The organism is Pseudomonas fluorescens (assembly GCF_001307275.1).
In the GTDB taxonomy this organism is placed as follows: Bacteria; Pseudomonadota; Gammaproteobacteria; order Pseudomonadales; family Pseudomonadaceae; genus Aquipseudomonas; species Aquipseudomonas fluorescens_AA.
This window is the reverse complement of the sequence record NZ_CP012831.1, coordinates 2791269-2808543: the sequence shown is the minus strand read 5'-3', so window position 1 is coordinate 2808543 and position 17275 is coordinate 2791269. Positions and strand designations below refer to the sequence as shown.

The window sequence follows — 17275 nt, the reverse complement described above, 5'->3', positions numbered from 1 at the left end:
CGGTTTATCCTCGGATCGCCCAGAAAGCCAGGTTCAGCCCTGGGAACTGGCCGGCGATGTGGAACGCAAAGCCGCCGGAGTTGCTCAACTGCTGCCAGTGGTCGCTGCCCCGGTCGAGTTCGTAGTAGGTGGAGCCGGCGTGGTACGGCAGTTGCCGTGGCGCCACCGGCAACGGCAGCAGGCCGATGCCCGGCAGTTGCAGGTTGACCAGGTCGCGGATGTGCTCCACCGAGCCGACCTTGCTCTGCTGGCCGAAGCGGCTGCGCAGGGTTTCGGCCGGCACATCGGCACGCACCACCAGGATGAAGCTGGCGCTGTCGAGCAGGGTCTTGTCGGCCAGCATCGCCACGTGGATGCCGTAGGCTTTCTCGACAATCGGAATCGGCGTCGCCTTGCTGTCGATCAGCATCGACAGGGCTTCGCGCAGGGCCTGCATCACCGGCGCGTAGCTGAGCGCCAAGTCATCGTGCTGGTACGGCGGGTATTGCTGCGGTCGTCGCCCGGACGCGGTGAACGTGGAAAACTCCCCGGCCAGGCTCACCAGTTCGCTGTAGAAACGCTCGGGGTGCAGCGGGCTCAACTGGCTCAGGTGCTGGATCAGCGGCTGGGCGCGGTTGACCAGTTGCAGCAGCATGAAGTCGGCAATCTCCGAGGCGCCACCGGCACCGGACGCCACCACCCGCCCGGCCAAGGCTTCGCCGCGTTGATGCAGCAGGCCCAGCAGTTCGCTGCGAAACGCCGCCAGCGGTTTGGAGGCGATGACATCCAGCAGTGACGGGATGTAGGTGTCGTCGAGCACCAAGGCACGGTCGGCACGTTTTTCCTTGATGCGCACCACACCGATGGCGGCGTAGTCGCCGATGCCATCCTGTTCGGTCAACAACCGCAGGGCCCGGGAGCCAAGGGCCACCGGCGCGCGGTTTTCGAACGGTGCGTTGTCGTCGCGCACTTCGCACACCTGGCTCACATAACGCGCGGCGCCGAGGTCTTCGCCTTCGTCCACGGTGTCACGGGCGCCGGCGCGCTTGAGCGGCAAGGCCAGGTACACCAGGCCATCGCGCAGGTTGTCATCGACGTTCAGCGGCGTGGGCGCCAGGTCATCCTGGGGAATGTTGAAGGGCGTGCCGTCCGGCAACAGGCCCCGCGCCGAGATGATCGCCAGCTTGCCCTGGGCCAGCAGGCCCTGGTCGATCAGCAATTCGGAAAAACCCCAGGCGCCGGCCGACAATGGGCGGCTGCGTGCGTCGATGAGGTTTTCCAGGTAACGGTCATGCTGTTGGAAGTGCTGCGTTCCAATGAACATGCCTTCCGACCAGACCACGCGATTGTTCCAGGACATGGGGGCTCCGATTGCTTATTGGGCAGGGCTGGATGGGGGAACGACGACGGCGCTGCGCACGGCGCGCACATCGAGGCTGATCTGGTATTCGGTGTATTCGCGCGCCGGGACATTCATCACCGTGCGCCACAACGACTGGTCCAGCTCGCGATAGCCCACCAGTATTCCGATGTGTCGCGTGGCCGGGTCGAGGTCGCGTTGCAGGCTCAGTTGCTGGCCGGGCTGGATCAGCACCTCGTCCTGGTCGATCAGGTCAGCGCCCAGCGTGGCCTGGGCCCGTTCGGCCAGGGCGAAATAATCGGAACGGCCAAAGGTCGCGGCATTTTTCAGTTCGAAAATGCGCACCCGGACCGGGGCCGGCTGGCCGGTGGCGCCGGGGTTGAGGCCGGCAATGGCATGGAAATGCAACTCGATGGCGGCGGTGTCGGCCTCAGCTTCTTCGGGCTGGGGGTTGGCCGCATCCTTGGCGCACGCCGTCAGCAGAAGCGCGGTGGCGACTGCGAGTAAAAACCTGGGAATCATCCTGCGTCCTCAATGACGTTTGAGCTATCCGTTGTTGGCTGATCAATATTGTTATAGGACAGCGCCGCTCAACGGCGTCGCTGTCGTGTGCTGTGTTCTTCGTAGGCGCGACTGAACTCGCGACCGAACAGGTCCTGGAAATCCTCCTGGGCTTCCCGGGAAATGTTGCTGTAGAGCTCGGTGAATTGCTGCCAGTACTGGGCCTGCCGCGAGCCGCTGAAAATCCCCGAAAGCCCGCCGGGCTTGGCCATGCGTTCTTCCAGTTGCGCCGGCTCGAAGCGCCCCAGCAAATGCTTGATGGCCGCTTCCACACCGGCCATTACCGCCAGTTGGTGGGCCCGCAAGTCATCGAAACTGTCACGCACCGCCGCGTCCGGGGCCATGAACGCCTGGTTGCCGTGGCGCAACAGCAACAGCAAGGCTTCATCGACATTGGGGGCGAACTTCAGCGGGTTGTTTTCCACCGGCTGGATCATCGTCTGCTGGATGCGGAACTCACCCTTGAGGCTGCTGCGGGCGCGCAAGACATCGATCAGGCCTTCGACCATCAAGCGATAACTGCGCCCGATGCTTTCCATCTGTGCTTCGGCATTGGCCTTGTCCAGGCGCAACTGATCCAGCCCGGCGCCGCGCAGGAAGGCTTGCAGCAAGTCGGGTTGGGCGGCCTCGGCCGGCGCGGCCGGAGGAACTGGAGCAACTGGAGCAACCGGGGCAACTGGAGGAGCAACTGGCGGTGCGACCGGGGTCTCGACGCGGGTCACCGGTGCTTCACGCACGGGTGCCGGCGGCGGTGCACTGATTTCAGCAAAGATGTCGACGAGCGGAGGCTGCGAAACCGGGGTCGCGATCGGCTCAACCACTGGCGGTAGCGGCACCGGCGGCGGGGCCACGGGCAGCGGGGCAACCGCCACCGGTGCAGGCTTGTCGCTGAACGGGTCCCAGTCGTCCGGAATCACCGAGGCAGACGGCGGTACAACCGGCTCGACCACGGAGGGCGGGCTCGGCCGGGCAATTGGCGTCGGCGGGCGGAAATTGTGTTGCTCGGCCGGGACATGGTCAGGCTGGGTGGCCGGCGGGACACTGCTCGGGGCCAAGAAGTCGAACAGGTCCGGCAGGGTGTCCATGGCCGACACGCCCTGGAAATGCGCAGGCGAGGCCACCTGGATCGGCGACGGCACATGCGCCGCGGCGCTCTGCTGCCCCATCAAGGCCTCGAAACTGCTGGGCGATTCGGCGAACGGATTGCTGTCGGTGACCGGCAGGTTGAAATCGACGCGGGCCTGGATTTCATAATCACCAATGCGGATCACTTCGCCGTCTTGCAGGGGCTCGCTGTTGCCCTTGCGCAAGCGAACGCCAGCCTTGACCAATTCCACACCATTGGTGCTGTTATCGGTCAAATAATAACGCCCGTCTTTGTATTGGATAACGCAATGTTTACCGGAAACCAGGCGCTCGGGGTCCGGTAATACCCAGTCATTATCGGAATTACGGCCAATTGCCATCACCCCCTGATCCATGGACTTTTCAGAACACTGGCCTGGGGTAATTTTGTGATAACTAGTGATAGTCAAACACAGCGGCATCTTGCCTCCTTGCTGAATACTTCGCGCGCGGGCGGGAGTGAAGGTTCAGACCTTGACCACCCGCCGGCAACCTGCCAACAACCGTAAAAACGGCTTTTTGCCAGCATGATCGCTGATCATAACCGGCTTGCGTGACAAAAACCCCACGTGAGTTGCCGCTTCGACCGGTAGGTCGGACAGGCTGTTAAGCGCATCACAACTGTTACATAGGGCATACACAGGCGAAATAGCTTACCTTGACAAGCGATAAGTACTACACCAAAAATGCACAACTTCTTGAATATACATGATGGCACTTTAGGATCATCGCAGATCTAAAGGGCCATTACCGTCAAGGAACATGTGAAGTTTCATCCGAAACTTGCGTGTGAACTGCCCGACTTCTATCAAGCGGGTGATAGGGAGATCGATCCAAGTGGATGTGCCTTTGCTGCTCGCCGCCGTTTCCGCGACTTCGCCGTGTGGTGAAGATCTGGAATATGACGCGGATTTCCTGCGCCTGGAACGTGACTCCCGGGGCCAACCCGAGCGCAGCATGGGCGATTCGATCCTGCCTGCCGAACCCCCTGAATGGCGCAGCATCCAACAGCAGAGCCTGGACTTGCTGCAGCGCAGCAAAGACCTGCGCATCACCCATTTCCTGATGCAGAGCTCCCTGGCCCTCGAAGGCCTGCCGGGCATGGCCCGTGTGCTGACGCTGATCAGCGAATTGCTCAAGCAATACTGGGCCGAACTGCATCCGCGCCTGGACGCCGATGACGACAACGACCCCACCGTGCGCATCAATGCCCTCGCCGGCCTGACGTCCGATGTCACCATCCGCCTGCTGCGCGAAAGCATCCTGACCCGTTCGCGGACCTTCGGTGCCGTCAGCCTGCGCGCCGCCGCCAACGCCAGTGGCCTGCAAAGTTTCCCGGATGAAAACCTCGGTGCCGAACAGCTCGCCGGGGCCCTGCTCGACAGCGACCCCGAACAGTTGGAAGTCATCCGCGCCGCCCTGCTCGAAGCCCGCAGCGCCGCCGAAGCCATCGAGCAGCAGGTCAGCGACCAGGTCGGTTCCGCCCAAGGCGTGGACCTCGGCCCGTTGAAGCAACCGTTGAAGATGGCCCTGCAGATTCTCGGCCAGTTCGCCCCGCAGAGTGGCGACGACGCCCAGGCCGATCCCGTCAGCGACAACAGCGTAGCGCCCGCTGAGCATGTAAATGTCACAAGCTCACCGCGCAATACCAATAACAGCACCAACACCGTCAGCGGCGACATCAACAACCGCGACGACGTGCTGCGCAGCCTGGACCGGATTCTCGCGTACTACACCCGTCATGAGCCCTCCAGCCCGCTGCCGGTGCTGTTGAACCGGGCCAAGCATCTGGTGCACGCCGATTTCGCGGCCATTGTGCGCAACCTGATTCCCGACGGCATGAGTCAATTTGAAAACCTGCGCGGCCCAGACAGCGAATAAAAAGCGAGCGGATCACGCAGTCACGTCACCGGCACCCCCGATGACGCCAACACCGTCGCTCAAGCGACCAGGAGCAGCAACGTGGCGAAGCAAAGTTCTCAGAAATTCATCGCGCGCAACCGCGCGCCTCGAGTGCAGATCGAGTACGACGTCGAGCTCTACGGCGCCGAGAAAAAGGTCCAGTTGCCCTTCGTCATGGGCGTCATGGCCGACCTCGCCGGCAAGCCTGCCGAGCCTCTGGCTGCGGTAGCCGACCGCAAGTTCCTCGAGATCGACGTCGATAACTTCGACTCGCGCCTCAAGGCCATGCAGCCGCGCGTGGCGTTCCATGTGCCTAACGAACTGACCGGCGAAGGCAACCTGAGCCTGGACCTGACGTTCGAAAGCATGGACGACTTCAGCCCGGCGGCCGTGGCCCGCAAGGTCGACTCGCTGAACAAGCTGCTCGAAGCGCGCACCCAGTTGGCCAACCTGCTGACCTACATGGACGGCAAGACCGGCGCCGAAGAAATCATCATGAAGGCGATCAAGGACCCAGCGCTGTTGCAGGCCCTGGCGAGCGCGCCGAAGCCAGCACAGGACCAATGATCATGACTGACAATACAGCCCGCGAAGGCGCACAGAACCTCGGCGCGACAGAAGAAACCAGCGAGTTCGCGTCCCTGCTGCTGCAAGAATTCAAACCCAAGACCGAGCGCGCCCGCGAAGCCGTCGAGACCGCCGTGCGTACCCTGGCCGAACAGGCCCTGGCGCAGACCGACCTGGTGTCCAACGACGCCATCAAGTCGATCGAATCGATCATCGCCGCCATCGACGCCAAGCTCACCGCCCAGGTCAACCAGGTCATCCACCACCCCGACTTCCAGCAACTGGAAAGCGCCTGGCGTGGCCTGCACTACCTGGTCAACAACACCGAGACCGATGAGCAGCTCAAGATCCGCGTGCTCAACATCTCCAAGACCGACCTGCACAAGACCCTGAAGAAATTCAAGGGCACCGCGTGGGACCAGAGCCCGCTCTTCAAGAAGATGTACGAAGAAGAATACGGCCAGTTCGGCGGCGAGCCTTACGGCTGCCTGGTGGGCGACTACTACTTCGACCAGTCGCCACCGGATGTCGAGCTGCTGGGCGAGCTGTCGAAAGTCTGCGCGGCCATGCACTCCCCGTTCATCGCCGCGGCATCGCCAACCGTGATGGGCATGGGCTCGTGGCAGGAACTGTCGAACCCGCGCGACCTGACCAAGATCTTCACCACCCCGGAATACGCCGGCTGGCGCTCGCTGCGTGAATCGGAAGACTCGCGCTACATCGGCCTGACCATGCCGCGCTTCCTGGCGCGCCTGCCTTATGGCGCCAAGACCGACCCGGTGGAAGCCTTCGCCTTCGAAGAAAACACCGACGGCGCCGACAGCTCCAAGTACACCTGGGCCAACGCCGCCTACGCGATGGCAGTGAACATCAACCGCTCGTTCAAACACTTCGGCTGGTGCTCGCGCATCCGTGGCGTTGAATCGGGCGGCGAAGTGGAAAACCTGCCAGCCCACACGTTCCCGACCGACGACGGTGGCGTGGACATGAAGTGCCCGACCGAAATCGCCATCTCGGACCGCCGTGAAGCGGAACTGGCGAAGAACGGTTTCATGCCGCTGCTGCACAAGAAAAACACCGACTTCGCCGCGTTCATCGGCGCCCAGTCGTTGCAGAAACCGGCCGAATACGACGACCCGGACGCCACCGCCAACGCCAACCTGGCCGCGCGCCTGCCGTACCTGTTCGCCACCTGCCGGTTCGCCCATTACCTGAAGTGCATCGTGCGCGACAAGATCGGTTCCTTCAAAGAGAAGGACGAGATGCAGCGCTGGTTGCAGGACTGGATCCTCAACTACGTCGACGGTGACCCGGCGCACTCCACCGAGACCACCAAGGCCCAGCATCCACTGGCTGCCGCCGAAGTGATCGTCGAAGAAGTCGAAGGCAACCCGGGGTACTACAACTCCAAGTTCTACCTGCGCCCGCACTACCAGCTCGAAGGGCTGACCGTGTCGCTGCGCCTGGTATCGAAACTGCCGTCGGCCAAGGGCGCGTAAAAACTTATTGAAACGGGTGGCGGTAACCCTGTGGGAGCGAGCTTGCTCGCGATAGCGGTGGATCAGCTTGCATTGATGTCGGATGTGACGCCGCCATCGCGAGCAAGCTCGCTCCCACAGGGGATCTCCAGCAGGCTGGAGATCGTCTTCCACCCCGTTCAGCACCCGTAATTTCGCAAGGTCAGCGTCAACCAAACAATGTGGTTAGAAACCACACAGGGAGAAAACATGGCTGTTGATATTTTCATCAAGATCGGCGACATCAAGGGCGAGTCCATGGACAAGGCCCACAAGGACGAGATCGACGTCCTGAACTGGAGCTGGGGCATGTCCCAGTCCGGCAACATGCACGTGGGCAGCGGCGGCGGTGCCGGCAAGGTCAACGTCCAGGACCTGTCGCTGACCAAGTTCGTCGACAAGGCTTCGCCGAACCTGATGATGCACTGCGCCAGCGGCAAGCACATCGACAAGGTCAAGCTGACCGTGCGCAAGGCCGGCGGTGAAAGCCAGGTCGAGTACATGATCATCAACCTGGAAGAAGTGCTGGTCACTTCCCTGAGCACCGGCGGCTCGGGCGGCGATGATCGCCTGACTGAAAACGTCACCCTGAACTTCGCCAAGGTGCTGGTGGACTACCAGCCACAGAAAGCCGACGGCACCAAGGAAGGCGGTCCGGTCAAGTTCGGCTGGAACATCCGTCAGAACGTCAAGGTGTAATCGAAAATACCCCCGGTGCCACGCGCCGGGGGTGTTTGGTGCTTGCTCGAATCCAATCTTTTCCCTTTCGGTGTCTGAGTCATGGCCAAGCCTTCGTTTATCAATTTGTGGAAAGCCTATTCCGACCTGCTGATTGCCCATCCTGACGCAAAACCCTGTGACGGTCCCTGGGCAAACCAATGCGCCATACGCATGAGCCTGACGCTCAATGCGGAGAAAACCATCAAGGTCAACAAATCCACCTACACCAAAGACCCCCTGTGTAAGCATGAACACGCCAGGGGCGCCGAGTCATTGGCGAATTGGTTGTGGAAACATCATCTGGGCCATCCAACTATTCTCAGTAACAGCCCCGAAGACCGAAAGACATTGATGGGCAAGACCGGCCTGATTTTCTTCAAGGACTGCTTTCAGCAATCAGGAGAGACTGCCGAAGGTCGTAGCGGCGACCACATCGATCTATGGAATCGTGGCCTGACCCAAACCAGCGATCTTTTCTATCGATCCAAGAAGGTCTGGTTCTGGGAGCTCATTTAATGAACAAGCCCCTGCTCGCCTTATGCCTGACGACTAGCCTGATCAGCCTGAGCGCGTGCGCCGAGCATGCCGGGGCGCCAACGACCCAGGCGGTTTTCGAGGGCCAGTCACTCAGCCTGGTTGACGATCAGGGCCAATGCACGCTGGTCAAACCCGACCAGAGTCGCATGAAGCTGGACATGGAATGGCCGTGCGGCTTCAGCCTGGATAAACAGCAGAAACTGCGCGTGGAAATGTTCAACAACATCCCGATTTTTGCGGTCTGGCGCAGCGAACACATGCCCGCCCCCAGCCGCGATTGTCTGAGCAAAATGCAGGCTATTCGTCAGATGCCGGAAGGTTTTGAGGCGGGAACGGTCAGCCTGTATGCAGCTTGCGGCTCCGGCGGAGACCAGAAAATGTACGTGGCGCCCTTTACGTGGTAACCGAAATCGCCACCCGCGATCGCCTCCAGCCCTCCCTATTGGACCGGTTGACCGACGACGATCCGACCAACCCCAAGGAAAGCGCCGACAAACGCGTGCTGTCCCTGACCCAATTGAAAGCCTCGGTGCTGCGTGACCTGGCGTGGCTGCTCAACACCACCTCATTGCTCGACGCCGATGCCACGTTGCACACCCCGGCGGGCACCTCGGTGGTGAATTTCGGCCTGCCGGCGCTGGCCGGCAACAGCGCGTCGAACGTCGATGTCTCGGCCCTGGAAACCTTGATCCACCAGGCCATTGCCACCTTCGAACCGCGCATCCTGCGCCACACCCTGCGGGTACGCGCCCGGGCGACCGCCGAGATGAACCACAACGCCTTGAGTTTCGAGATCGAGGGCGACCTCTGGGCCCAGCCGGTGCCCCTGCGCCTGATGCTGCAGACCGACCTGGACCTGGAAACCGGCCATGTGCGCGTGGTCAACGCCGACCAGCGGAGACGCTCATGAACCCGCGCCTGCTGGAGCTGTACAACCAGGAACTGCACCACGTGCGCGAAAGCGCAGCGGAGTTCGCCAAGGAATACCCGAAGATCGCCAGTCGGCTGACGTTGTCCGGCATGGACTGCGCCGACCCGTATGTCGAGCGCCTGCTGGAAGGTTTCGCCTACCTGACGGCGCGGGTGCAGCTCAAGCTCGACGCCGAGTACCCGACCTTCACCCACAACCTGCTGGAAATCGCCTACCCCCATTACCTGGCACCGACACCGTCGATGACCGTGGTGCAGATGCAGGCCGACCCGGACGAAGGCTCGCTGAGCAGTGGCTTCCCGCTGCCCCGCGATACCGTCCTGCGCGCCGCCCTGGGTCGCGAAACCCAGACCTGCTGCGAGTACCGCACCGCCCACGCGGTGACGTTGTGGCCGTTGCAGGTCAGCCAGGCCGAATACTTCGGCAACCCGTCCGTGGTGCTCGGGCGCCTGGCCGCCAGCGAGCCCAAGGCCAAGGCCGGGCTGCGCATCACACTGCGCACCGGCGCCGAACTGCCGTTCAACAGCCTGGCCCTGGACAACCTGCCGCTGTACTTGAGCGGCGCCGACGAACAGCCCTTCCGCCTCTACGAACAACTGCTGGGCAATGCCTGCGCGGTGTTCGCCCGCAAGCCCGGCGGCGACTGGGTGGAGCGGCTGCCCCAGGATGCGTTGCGCTCGCGCGGCTTCGACGATGCCGACGCCGCGCTGCCGGTGGTGTCCCGGGCCTTCCAGGGCTATCGCCTGTTGCAGGAATACTTCGCCCTGCCCCACCGCTTCCTGTTTGTCGACTTCACCCAGTTGAGCCGCGCGGTCAAACGCTGCGACGGCCAGGAACTGGAGTTGATCGTGCTGTTCGACCGTCACGATCCAAGCCTGGAAGGCAGCGTCGGCGCTTCGCAATTCCTGCCGTTCTGCACCCCGGCCATCAACCTGTTCCCCAAGCGTCTGGATCGCATTCACTTGTCGGAGCGGGTCAACGAACACCACGTGATCGCCGACCGCACCCGGCCGATGGATTTCGAAGTGCATTCGCTCAGCGGCCTCACCGGCCACGGCACCGGGCCGGAGCAGCCGTTCTTGCCGTTCTACGCCGTGCGCGATCCGTCCCGCTATGGCCGCGACCAGGCCTACTACACCGTGCGCCGCGAACCACGCGTGCTGTCCAGCGACCAACGACGCAACGGCCCGCGCTCGACCTACATCGGCAGCGAAACCTTCGTCAGCCTGGTGGACAGCCAGCAAGCGCCCTACCGCCACGACCTGCGCCAGTTGGGCGTGACGGCGTTGTGCACCAACCGCGACCTGCCGCTGTTCATGGGCGTGGGCAACGGCAAGACCGACTTCACCCTGGCCGACAGTGCGCCGGTTGGCGCCGTGCGTTGCGTGGCAGGTCCCAGTCGCCCACGGGCCAGCCATGCCCACGATGCCAAGGCCTGGCGGCTGATCAGCCAGTTGTCGCTGAACTACTTGTCGTTGAGCGAACAAGGCCAAGGCGCCGCCGCCCTGCGTGAACTGCTGCGCCTGTACGGCGACAGCAACGACGCGGCGCTGCAATTGCAGATCGAAGGCCTGCGGGAAGTCAGCAGCAAGGCTTGCACCCGGCGCTTGCCGATGCCCGGCCCGATCGTGTTCGGTCGGGGCCTGGAGATCACCCTGGAATTCGATGAAAACGCGTTTCGCGGCACCGGGGTGTTCCTGCTCGGTGCGGTGTTCGAGCGCTTCCTGGCACGCTACGTGTCGATCAACAGTTTTACCGAGACGGTGATCCGTACCACCGAACGCGGCGAGATCATGCGATGGAAAGCCAAGCCCGGACGTCGTCCGACCCTGTGAGTACCCTGGAAGCGATGCACCAGGAACCCTGGGAATACGACTTCTTCCAGGCGTTGCGGCGCATCGAGTGCGAATCCCCCGAGCTGCCGCGCCTGGGCCATTCCCTGCGCCTGGCCGATGACCCGTTGCGCCTCGGGCAACAGGCCGACTGCACCTTCGCCCCGGCCACCCTCGCCTCGGTGCAACCGGGCGGCGACGGTACGCCGGCGCGCCTGGAGCAATTCTTCTTCGGCCTCGGCGGCCCCAACGGCCCGATGCCGCTGCACATCACCGAATACGTGCGCGAACGCCAGCGCAACAACGCCGACAGCACCAGCAAGCGCTTCCTCGATGTGTTTCACCATCGCCTGCTCAGCCTGTTCTACCGGGCCTGGGCCGAAGCACGGCCGACCGTCAGCCATGACCGCCCGGACGATGACTACTGGTCGGCGCGCCTGGCGGCGCTCAGCGGCCGGGGCATGCCAAGCCTGCTCAACCAGGGGCTGATCCCCGACACGGCGAAACTCCATTACAGCGGCCACCTGTCGGCACAGACCCGTTACCCGGACGGTTTGAAGGCGATTCTCAGCGAGTACTTCGGCCTGCCGGTGGAGATCGAAGAATACGTCGGCCAATGGCTGGAGCTGCCCGAACGCAGCCGCGTCGGGGTCAGCGCCCATCAATTGGGCGTGGACTTCTGCCTGGGCCGCTTCGTGTGGGATCGCCAGCACAAATTCCGCATTCGCCTGGGGCCACTCAAGCTCGTTGACTACATGGGCATGCTGCCCGGCAGCCAACCGTTCAACGAGCTGGTGGCCTGGGTCGCCGAATACCTGGGCCATGAGCTGGACTGGGACCTGAACCTGGTCCTGGAACAACCCGAAGTCCCGGCACTGCAACTCAATGGTCGCTTCCGCCTGGGGTTCAATACCTGGCTGGGCCGCCCCGAAACAGATGCCAACGATTTAATACTGGCCCGGCATTACGCCGAACAGGCCAACACCTCACAGACCTCAAGGAGCCATGAGCATGGGTGAAATCAGTCGCGCCGCGTTGTTCGGCAAACTCAACAGCGTGGCCTACAAAGCCATCGAAGCCGCCACCGTGTTCTGCAAGTTGCGTGGTAACCCTTATGTGGAACTGGCCCACTGGTTTCACCAGTTGCTGCAACTGCAGGACTCGGACCTGCATCGCATCATCCGCCAGTTCAACATCGAGCCGGCGCGCCTGGCCCGTGACCTCACCGAAGCCCTCGACCGCCTGCCACGGGGTTCGACTTCCATCACCGACCTGTCCTCCCACGTCGAAGAAGCCGTGGAACGCGGCTGGGTCTACGGCAGCCTGATGTTCGGCGAAAGCCAGGTGCGCACCGGTTACCTGGTGCTTGGCATCCTCAAGACGCCGAGCCTGCGCCACGCGTTGCTGGGCCTGTCGTCGGAGTTCGACAAGGTCAAGGTCGAAGCCCTGAGCGAGCGCTTTGACGAATACGTCGGCGACTCGCCGGAAAACGCCCTGACCGCCAGCGACGGCTTCAATGCCGGCGCCGTGCCGGGCGAAGCCAGCGGCGCCATGGCCCCCAGCGCCATGGGCAAGCAGGAAGCCCTCAAGCGCTTCACCGTCGACCTCACCGAGCAGGCCCGCAGCGGCAAGCTCGACCCGATCGTCGGCCGTGACGAAGAGATCCGCCAACTGGTGGACATCCTCATGCGCCGCCGGCAGAACAACCCGATCCTCACCGGTGAAGCCGGTGTGGGCAAGACCGCCGTGGTCGAAGGCTTTGCCCTGCGCATCGTCGCCGGCGACGTGCCGCCGGCCCTCAAGGACGTGGAACTGCGCAGCCTCGACGTGGGCCTGTTGCAGGCCGGCGCGAGCATGAAAGGCGAATTCGAACAGCGCCTGCGCCAGGTCATCGAAGACGTCCAGGCTTCGCCCAAGCCGATCATCCTGTTCATCGACGAAGCCCACACCCTGGTGGGTGCCGGTGGCGCCGCCGGCACGGGCGACGCGGCCAACCTGCTCAAGCCGGCCCTGGCTCGTGGCACCTTGCGCACCGTGGCTGCCACGACCTGGGCCGAGTACAAGAAACACATCGAAAAAGACCCGGCCCTGACCCGCCGTTTCCAAGTGGTGCAAGTGGCCGAACCGTCGGAAGACAAAGCCCTGCTGATGATGCGCGGCGTGGCCTCGACCATGGAAAAACACCACCAGGTGCAGATCCTCGACGAAGCCCTGGAAGCCTCGGTCAAGCTGTCCCACCGCTACATTCCCGCGCGCCAGCTGCCGGACAAATCCGTGAGCCTGCTGGACACCGCGTGTGCCCGCGTCGCCATCAGCCTGCACGCCGTGCCGGCCGAAGTGGACGACAGCCGTCGGCGCATCGAAGCGCTGGAAACCGAGCTGCAAATCATCGCCCGTGAGCACGCCATTGGCGTGGTCATCGGCACTCGCCAGACCCAGACCGAAAGCCTGCTGAGCGCCGAACGCGAGCGCCTGGCCGAGCTGGAAAGCCGCTGGGCCGAAGAGAAAACCCTGGTGGACGAGCTGCTCGCCACCCGCGCCACCCTGCGCGAGCGCGTCGGCGTGGTGGACAGCGAGGACGGCAGCGAAGCCAGCCACGCCCTGCGCGAGAAACTGGTAGACCTGCAACAGCGCCTGACCGCCCTGCAAGGCGAAACCCCGCTGATCCTGCCCACCGTGGATTACCAGGCCGTGGCCTCGGTGGTCGCCGACTGGACCGGTATCCCGGTGGGCCGCATGGCCCGCAACGAACTGGAAACCGTGCTCAACCTCGACCAGCACCTGAAAAAACGCATCATCGGCCAGGACCATGCCTTGCAGATGATCGCCAAGCGCATCCAGACCTCCCGCGCCGGCCTCGACAACCCGAGCAAGCCGATTGGCGTGTTCATGCTCGCCGGCACCTCCGGCGTGGGCAAGACCGAAACCGCCCTGGCCCTGGCCGAAGCCATGTACGGCGGCGAGCAGAACGTCATCACCATCAACATGAGCGAGTTCCAGGAAGCCCACACCGTGTCCACCCTCAAGGGTGCGCCACCGGGCTACATCGGCTACGGCGAAGGCGGCGTGCTGACCGAAGCCGTGCGGCGCAAACCGTACAGCGTGGTGCTGCTGGACGAGGTGGAAAAAGCCCACCCGGACGTGCATGAAATTTTCTTCCAGGTGTTCGACAAAGGCGTGATGGAGGACGGCGAAGGCCGGGTGATCGACTTCAAGAACACCTTGATCCTGCTGACCACCAACGCCGGCACCGAACTGATTGCCGACGTCTGCAAGGATCCGCAGAACGTGCCCGAGCCGGAAGAAATCGCCAAGGCCCTGCGCCAGCCGCTGCTGGAGATTTTCCCGCCGGCCCTGCTCGGCCGCCTGGTGACGATCCCGTACTACCCGCTCAGCGACGAGATGCTCAAGGCCATCACCCGCCTGCAACTCAACCGCATCAAGAAGCGCGTGGAGAGCACCCACAAAGTGGCCTTCGACTACGACGACGCGGTGATCGATTTGATCGTCTCGCGTTGCACCGAAACCGAAAGCGGCGGGCGTATGATCGACACCATCCTGACCAACAGCCTGCTGCCGGACATGAGCCGCGAGTTCCTGACCCGCATGCTCGAAGGCAAGGCCTTGGCCGGGGTGCGGATCAGCGCGGTGGACAACGAATTGCAGTACGATTTCAGCGACGCGGCCTGACGGTAAGGAACACTGCAAGACCCCGTGGGAGCGAGCTTGCTCGCGATAGCGCAGTCACATTCAACATCCGTGTTGACTGACATACCGCCATCGCGAGCAAGCTCGCTCCCACAGTTGTTCCAATCAGCGGCGCAGCCATTACAACGATGAGATGAGCGATGTTATTCAACCAAGCCTCACGCCTGGCCAAGATCACCAGCCCCCTGGGACCTGAGGTACTGCTGCTCAAGGACATGGGCGGCGGCGAAGAACTGGGGCGGCTGTTCAACTATGAGCTGCAGCTGCACTCGCTGGACAACGCCATCGACCTCAATCAGGTGCTCGGCAAGCCCATGTGCGTGAGCCTGCAACTCGATGGCGGTGGCGAGCGTTATTTCCATGGCATCGTCGCCCGTTTCAGCCAGAACGTCGACCAGGGCCAGTTCGCCAGTTACCAGGCCACCCTGCGCCCGTGGTTTTGGCTGCTGACCCGCACCTCCGATTGCCGGATTTTCCAGAACCTGACCATCCCGCAGATCATCAAGCAGGTGTTCCGCGACCTGGGCTTTTCCGATTTCGAAGACGCCTTGAGCCAGACGTATCGCGAGTGGGAATACTGCGTGCAGTATCGCGAGACCAGCTTCGACTTCGTCAGCCGCTTGATGGAACAGGAAGGCATCTACTACTTCTTCCGCCATGAGCAGGGCCGGCATGTGCTGGTGCTGGCCGATGCCTATGGCGCCCACTCCACGGCCCCCGGCTACGGCTCAGTACCGTACTACCCGAAGAACGAGCAGCAGCGCGAGCGTGACCATATTCACAATTGGCACCTGGCCCAGGAAGTCCAGCCAGGCTCCCTGGAGCTCAACGACTACGACTTCCAGCGCCCGAGTGCGCGCATCGACGTGCGCTCGGCCATGCCCCGCCCGCACACGGCCGGCGATTATCCCCTGTACGACTACCCTGGCACCTACGTGCAGAGCCAGGACGGCGAACACTACGCCCGCACCCGCATCGAAGCCTTGCAGACCCAGCACGAACAGGTCGAGCTGGCCGGTAACGCTCGGGGCCTGGGCTCGGGGCATCTGTTCAGCCTCACCGGCTTCACCCGCCAGGACCAGAACCGCGAATACCTGATCGTCGGCGCCCGCTACTACATTTCCCAGGAAAGCGGCGAAACCGGCGGTGGCGCGCCTTCGGCGCAGTTCGAAAGCAGCCTGATCTGTATCGACGCCCAGCAAAGCTATCGGCCACTGCCCATCACCCATCGCCCTATCGTCAAAGGCCCGCAGACTGCGTTAGTGGTGGGTCCCAAGGGCGAGGAAATCTGGACTGATCAGTTCGGCCGGGTGAAGGTGCATTTCTACTGGGACCGTCACGACCAATCCAACGAAAACAGCTCGTGCTGGATTCGCGTGTCCCAGGCATGGGCCGGGAAAAACTGGGGCTCGATGCAGATCCCGCGAATTGGCCAGGAAGTGATCGTCAGTTTCCTCGAAGGCGACCCGGATCGGCCGATCATCACCGGTCGCGTCTACAACGCCGAACAGACCGTGCCCTATGACTTGCCCGCCAATGCCACCCAGAGCGGCATGAAAAGCCGTTCGAGCAAGGGCGGCACGCCAGCGAATTTCAACGAAATCCGCATGGAAGACAAGAAAGGCGCCGAGCAACTGTACATCCACGCCGAGCGTAACCAGGACATCGTGGTCGAGGTGGATGAAAGCCATTCGGTGGGCCATGACCGCAACAAGAGCATCGGCCACAACGAGACGGTGACCATCGGCAACAACCGCCTGCGCATCGTCAAGCAGGAGGACATCCTCTCCGTCGGCCAGCGCAAGACCGACAGCATCAGCCAGAGCTACGTGATTGAAGTGGGCGAAAACCTGCGCCTGGTATGTGGCGAAAGCATCCTGGAGCTCAACGCCAGCGGCCAGATCAACCTGACCGGCGTACAGATCAGCTTCTACGCCAGCGGCGATGCCGAGTTCAACACCGGCGGCGTGCTGCACCTGAACAACGGTGGCGGCCCCGGAGCCACGCCGGACGGCCAGGGCGTCAAGGGCAGCATCGATGCCAACATCCAAGCCGCGTTCCCTGCACCCAAGGGCTAACCTCGAGATTTTCGCGCCATGACTTACCGCCTCAATGAATTCCAGTTCCAGCTGCCGCCCAGCGAATTGCTGGACGCGACAATCAACATCCTCAAGTTCCCCGAACTGGGCACGTCCTTGATCGTCAGCCGCAGCTTGCTGGCCGAGGGCGAGACCCTGCAAAGCAACCTCGACGACCAGCTCAAGCGCCTGGAAAAACAGGTCCAGGACCTGCGCTGCCAACCGGGCGCCACCGTGCGCGTAGGCGCCAACCAGGAAGTCGAAGCCATCGAACTGCGCAGCCAGTTCAACAAAGGCAATGAAAAGGTCTTCCAGTTCCAACTGGCCCTGGTGCTGCCCGGCACGCGCAAAATGCTTGCCCTCAGCTACGTGAAAGCCGAGAAACTGGGCGATGCCGAAGCGGCGCATTGGGCAACGATCAAGGGTTCGCTGCTGTTCGACGCTCTGGCTTGATGAGC

15 protein-coding genes are annotated in these 17275 nt (G+C 62.8%); 12 read left to right on the top strand and 3 right to left on the bottom strand.

Annotated elements, in window-relative coordinates:
* Window positions 1-4: 4 nt before the first annotated feature.
* From tssK to tagH, 3 genes are all read right to left on the bottom strand, one after another.
* Window positions 5-1339 (bottom strand): type VI secretion system baseplate subunit TssK, encoded by a 1335-nt coding sequence (gene tssK, locus AO356_RS12320; protein WP_060740023.1) that lies wholly within the window; start codon window positions 1337-1339, stop codon window positions 5-7.
* 15 nt (window positions 1340-1354) lie between these two features.
* Complete coding sequence (gene tssJ, locus AO356_RS12315; protein ID WP_060740022.1) at window positions 1355-1861, bottom strand: type VI secretion system lipoprotein TssJ; 507 nt, start codon at window positions 1859-1861, stop codon at window positions 1355-1357.
* Window positions 1862-1929: 68 nt separating this feature from the next.
* A complete protein-coding gene (gene tagH, locus AO356_RS12310; RefSeq protein WP_060740021.1) occupies window positions 1930-3447 on the bottom strand; it encodes a type VI secretion system-associated FHA domain protein TagH in 1518 nt (505 codons plus the stop codon).
* Window positions 3448-3862: 415 nt separating this feature from the next.
* On the opposite strand from tagH, the gene tssA reads away from it, so the two are divergent.
* From tssA to AO356_RS12250, 12 genes are all read left to right on the top strand, one after another.
* A complete protein-coding gene (gene tssA / locus AO356_RS12305; protein ID WP_060740020.1) occupies window positions 3863-4906 on the top strand; it encodes a type VI secretion system protein TssA in 1044 nt (347 codons plus the stop codon).
* 81 nt (window positions 4907-4987) lie between these two features.
* The gene (gene tssB / locus AO356_RS12300) at window positions 4988-5494 is read left to right on the top strand and encodes a type VI secretion system contractile sheath small subunit (RefSeq protein ID WP_003206923.1); all 507 of its coding nucleotides are present in this window, start codon (window positions 4988-4990) and stop codon (window positions 5492-5494) included.
* 2 nt (window positions 5495-5496) lie between these two features.
* Window positions 5497-6993, top strand: coding sequence for a type VI secretion system contractile sheath large subunit (gene tssC / locus AO356_RS12295; protein WP_060740019.1), 1497 nt, complete (start codon window positions 5497-5499; stop codon window positions 6991-6993).
* 228 nt (window positions 6994-7221) lie between these two features.
* Window positions 7222-7710, top strand: a complete 489-nt coding sequence (locus tag AO356_RS12290; protein ID WP_025216165.1) for an Hcp family type VI secretion system effector — start codon at window positions 7222-7224, stop codon at window positions 7708-7710.
* Window positions 7711-7791: 81 nt separating this feature from the next.
* On the top strand, window positions 7792-8247 hold the full coding sequence (locus tag AO356_RS12285; RefSeq protein ID WP_060740018.1) for a type VI secretion system amidase effector protein Tae4: 456 nt from the start codon (window positions 7792-7794) through the stop codon (window positions 8245-8247).
* Window positions 8247-8672 carry a hypothetical protein gene (locus tag AO356_RS12280; protein WP_060740017.1) on the top strand — a complete coding sequence of 142 codons (426 nt, stop codon included), beginning with the start codon at window positions 8247-8249 and terminating at the stop codon, window positions 8670-8672. Before AO356_RS12285 ends, AO356_RS12280 begins: the two co-directional genes overlap by 1 nt.
* A complete protein-coding gene (tssE, locus tag AO356_RS12275) occupies window positions 8666-9178 on the top strand; it encodes a type VI secretion system baseplate subunit TssE (protein ID WP_058542707.1) in 513 nt (170 codons plus the stop codon). The genes AO356_RS12280 and tssE overlap by 7 nt, the downstream gene beginning before the upstream one ends.
* Window positions 9175-11034: a type VI secretion system baseplate subunit TssF gene (gene tssF, locus AO356_RS12270; RefSeq protein ID WP_060740016.1), complete on the top strand. Its 1860-nt coding sequence runs from the start codon at window positions 9175-9177 to the stop codon at window positions 11032-11034. The genes tssE and tssF overlap by 4 nt, the downstream gene beginning before the upstream one ends.
* Window positions 10998-12050, top strand: coding sequence for a type VI secretion system baseplate subunit TssG (tssG, locus tag AO356_RS12265; protein WP_060740015.1), 1053 nt, complete (start codon window positions 10998-11000; stop codon window positions 12048-12050). Before tssF ends, tssG begins: the two co-directional genes overlap by 37 nt.
* Complete coding sequence (gene tssH / locus AO356_RS12260; RefSeq protein WP_060740014.1) at window positions 12043-14721, top strand: type VI secretion system ATPase TssH; 2679 nt, start codon at window positions 12043-12045, stop codon at window positions 14719-14721. Before tssG ends, tssH begins: the two co-directional genes overlap by 8 nt.
* Before the next feature lie 158 nt (window positions 14722-14879).
* Complete coding sequence (gene tssI / locus AO356_RS12255; RefSeq protein ID WP_060740013.1) at window positions 14880-16817, top strand: type VI secretion system tip protein TssI/VgrG; 1938 nt, start codon at window positions 14880-14882, stop codon at window positions 16815-16817.
* A gap of 18 nt (window positions 16818-16835) precedes the next feature.
* The gene (locus AO356_RS12250) at window positions 16836-17270 is read left to right on the top strand and encodes a DcrB-related protein (RefSeq protein ID WP_060740012.1); all 435 of its coding nucleotides are present in this window, start codon (window positions 16836-16838) and stop codon (window positions 17268-17270) included.
* Window positions 17271-17275 lie beyond the last annotated feature (5 nt).

Excerpts from the sequence above, each read along its gene's own strand:
- AO356_RS12250 (WP_060740012.1), top strand. The coding sequence starts at position 16,836 with ATGACTTACCGCCTCAATGAATTCCAGTTCCAGCTGCCGCCCAGCGAA.
- tssK (WP_060740023.1), bottom strand. The coding sequence starts at position 1,339 with ATGTCCTGGAACAATCGCGTGGTCTGGTCGGAAGGCATGTTCATTGGA.
- tssI (WP_060740013.1), top strand. The coding sequence starts at position 14,880 with ATGTTATTCAACCAAGCCTCACGCCTGGCCAAGATCACCAGCCCCCTG.
- tssG (WP_060740015.1), top strand. The coding sequence starts at position 10,998 with ATGGAAAGCCAAGCCCGGACGTCGTCCGACCCTGTGAGTACCCTGGAA.
- AO356_RS12280 (WP_060740017.1), top strand. The coding sequence starts at position 8,247 with ATGAACAAGCCCCTGCTCGCCTTATGCCTGACGACTAGCCTGATCAGC.
- AO356_RS12290 (WP_025216165.1), top strand. The coding sequence starts at position 7,222 with ATGGCTGTTGATATTTTCATCAAGATCGGCGACATCAAGGGCGAGTCC.
- tssH (WP_060740014.1), top strand. The coding sequence starts at position 12,043 with ATGGGTGAAATCAGTCGCGCCGCGTTGTTCGGCAAACTCAACAGCGTG.
- tssF (WP_060740016.1), top strand. The coding sequence starts at position 9,175 with ATGAACCCGCGCCTGCTGGAGCTGTACAACCAGGAACTGCACCACGTG.
- tssJ (WP_060740022.1), bottom strand. The coding sequence starts at position 1,861 with ATGATTCCCAGGTTTTTACTCGCAGTCGCCACCGCGCTTCTGCTGACG.
- tssC (WP_060740019.1), top strand. The coding sequence starts at position 5,497 with ATGACTGACAATACAGCCCGCGAAGGCGCACAGAACCTCGGCGCGACA.
- AO356_RS12285 (WP_060740018.1), top strand. The coding sequence starts at position 7,792 with ATGGCCAAGCCTTCGTTTATCAATTTGTGGAAAGCCTATTCCGACCTG.
- tagH (WP_060740021.1), bottom strand. The coding sequence starts at position 3,447 with ATGCCGCTGTGTTTGACTATCACTAGTTATCACAAAATTACCCCAGGC.